This is a genomic window from Streptococcus sp. 959, assembly GCF_013277075.1.
Classification (GTDB): Bacteria; Bacillota; Bacilli; order Lactobacillales; family Streptococcaceae; genus Streptococcus; species Streptococcus pseudopneumoniae_C.
The window spans coordinates 1-2,162 of sequence record NZ_VMMF01000044.1 but is presented as its reverse complement, the minus strand read 5'-3'; the positions used below and the strand labels follow the sequence as shown (position 1 = coordinate 2,162).

General features: G+C 38.4%; 1 protein-coding gene. It reads right to left on the bottom strand.

The window, feature by feature from the left end; all coding sequences use genetic code 11:
• Positions 1-617: 617 nt before the first annotated feature.
• A partial coding sequence (locus tag HT717_RS10005; protein WP_240149513.1) for a DUF1542 domain-containing protein occupies positions 618-2,162 on the bottom strand: 1,545 nt, incomplete at its 5' end.

Here is a 2,162-nt window from a genome sequence, read left to right as displayed (position 1 = left end):
TTTTATACTCAATGAAAATCAAAGAGCAAACTAGGAAGCTAGCCGTAGGCTGTACTTGAGTACGGCAAGGCGAAGCTGACGTGGTTTGAATTTGATTTTCGAAGAGTATTAGTGATAAATCCATTATACAGTAGCAAACTCGATTTATCACTTCCGCTCCTCAACTGTCTATTTTTGATCCTGAATTGTTATGTGAGCAACTCCTTTATTCCAAATAGCTTTTCCCTAAAAATCATTACATCATATGTTATCATTTGTCAAAAATAAAAATCCTATTTATTTACTTTGACATAAAACATCATCAAATAGCAACTATTATCAATTAAAACATTACTTAACAACTATCGTCCTCTATATGACTACCATCTTTGAAGAATTACCTATCTCTATATGAATAGTCATCCCTAAACCTAAAAATTTTTTGAAATTGAGTTGGCCTAAACCTCTCATTACCTCATGAAATTCCATGAAATTTAGGATTTAGATTCACTACTCAATTTACCTGTATCAAAAATCTCCTAGCAGGCTTTCCTGCTAGGAGATTTTCTTGTGAGAGGTACTTGTTTAAGCTTTGAAAATCGGACTTATCATCTGATAATTATCAAATAATCTACCAATTAAGCTTCTTCGTCTTCTTTACGACGACGGCCTGCAAGACCGAGACCAAGTAATGCACTTGCAGCTGCTGCTACCATAGCTACAGTAGAATTTACTGTACCTGTATTTGGCAATTCTTTAGCCGCTTTACGCGCATTTGCTTGTGCTGATACTGTTTGGCTAGCATTAGCTGCTGCTTGAGTAGTAGCTGGAGCTACAGCTGGTGTTTGAGCAGATTGATCGTTAGCTGTATTTGCATGATTCGTTGATGGAGCAACTTTCGCCATGAAGTCTTCGATACGTTTAACCATTGCATCCACTTCTGCTTGACTTGCGTCTGCATTAGCAAATACTTTCTTAGCATCTGCTGATAATGCATTCGCTTCTTTTGCAGTTTCTGCATCAAGCTTAGCTGATTCTTTAATGATCAATTCATCTAATTGATGGATAGCACCTTCTAACTTAGCTTTATTAACTTTGGCTTCAGTGTTATTAGCTCCGTTATTTGCTCCATTTCCTTCATTTCCATGATTTTGTGAAACAATAACTTCAACAGGTACGTTAATTTCTTCTACGCTTCCATCTGCTAATTTAACTGTTACTTTAGCCATCACTGTACCTAATGCTGATGTTGTAGGTTTTTCAACCTTAACAATTTCTACACCGCTTGGTAAGTTTAGTTTTGATAAAACATCTTTATCCGTTAAAGATTCACCTTGCTTAACAGTTACAGAACCATTTACAAACAATTTTGATAAATCATATTCTTCTTGCTCACGAATAACTGCTGAAATACGGTAAACAAAGTTACGAATCGCTTGGTCTACATCTGCTTCTGTGGCTGCTTTTTGAATCGCTTCAATTGCTTCCTTAGCTTTGTTGACTACTTGTGCTTTTGCCGCTGCTTTTTCTGCTTCTGTTAAATCAGTTGCATTTTCAAGTTCAGCTAATTTCTTAGCTAATTCAGCTTCTACTTCTGCTTTGGCTTTAGCCTTGTAATCTGTTGTTGCTGGTGCTACTTTAGCGATTTCTGCTTTTCCTGCTTCTTTCGCTGCTTCTACTTCTGCTTCCGTTGTAGCTTTTTCTATTGCTTCGATTGCTTTCTTAGCTTCAGCTGCTACTTGTGCTTTTGCCGCTGCTTTTTCTGCATCTGAAAGTTTGTCGTTGGCATCGATCGCTGCTTCTTTGGCTTTTGCTGCTTTTTCGATTTCCGCTTTCGCTGCTGATTTTCCTACTTCTACCGCTGGTGCTGGTGTTACTTTAGCGATTTCTGCTTTTCCTTCAGCCTCTTTTGCGTCTACTCCAGCTTGGTCAGTTGCTGCATCGATCGCTTTCTTAGCTTCGTCTGCTGCTTTCTTAGCTTCTTCTTTCGCTGCTGATTTTTCTGCATCTGAAAGTTTGTCGTTAGCGTCGATCGCCTTGTCTTTTTCTGCCAATGCTGCATCTACTGCTTCCTTAGCTTTGTCTTTTCCTATTGGATTCACATTGCCTATAGCTGTAGTTCCCTCAGTTTGCTTATTGGTAACCTCATCTTGAGAGTTGGCATTCGTAATAGCTTGCTTAGC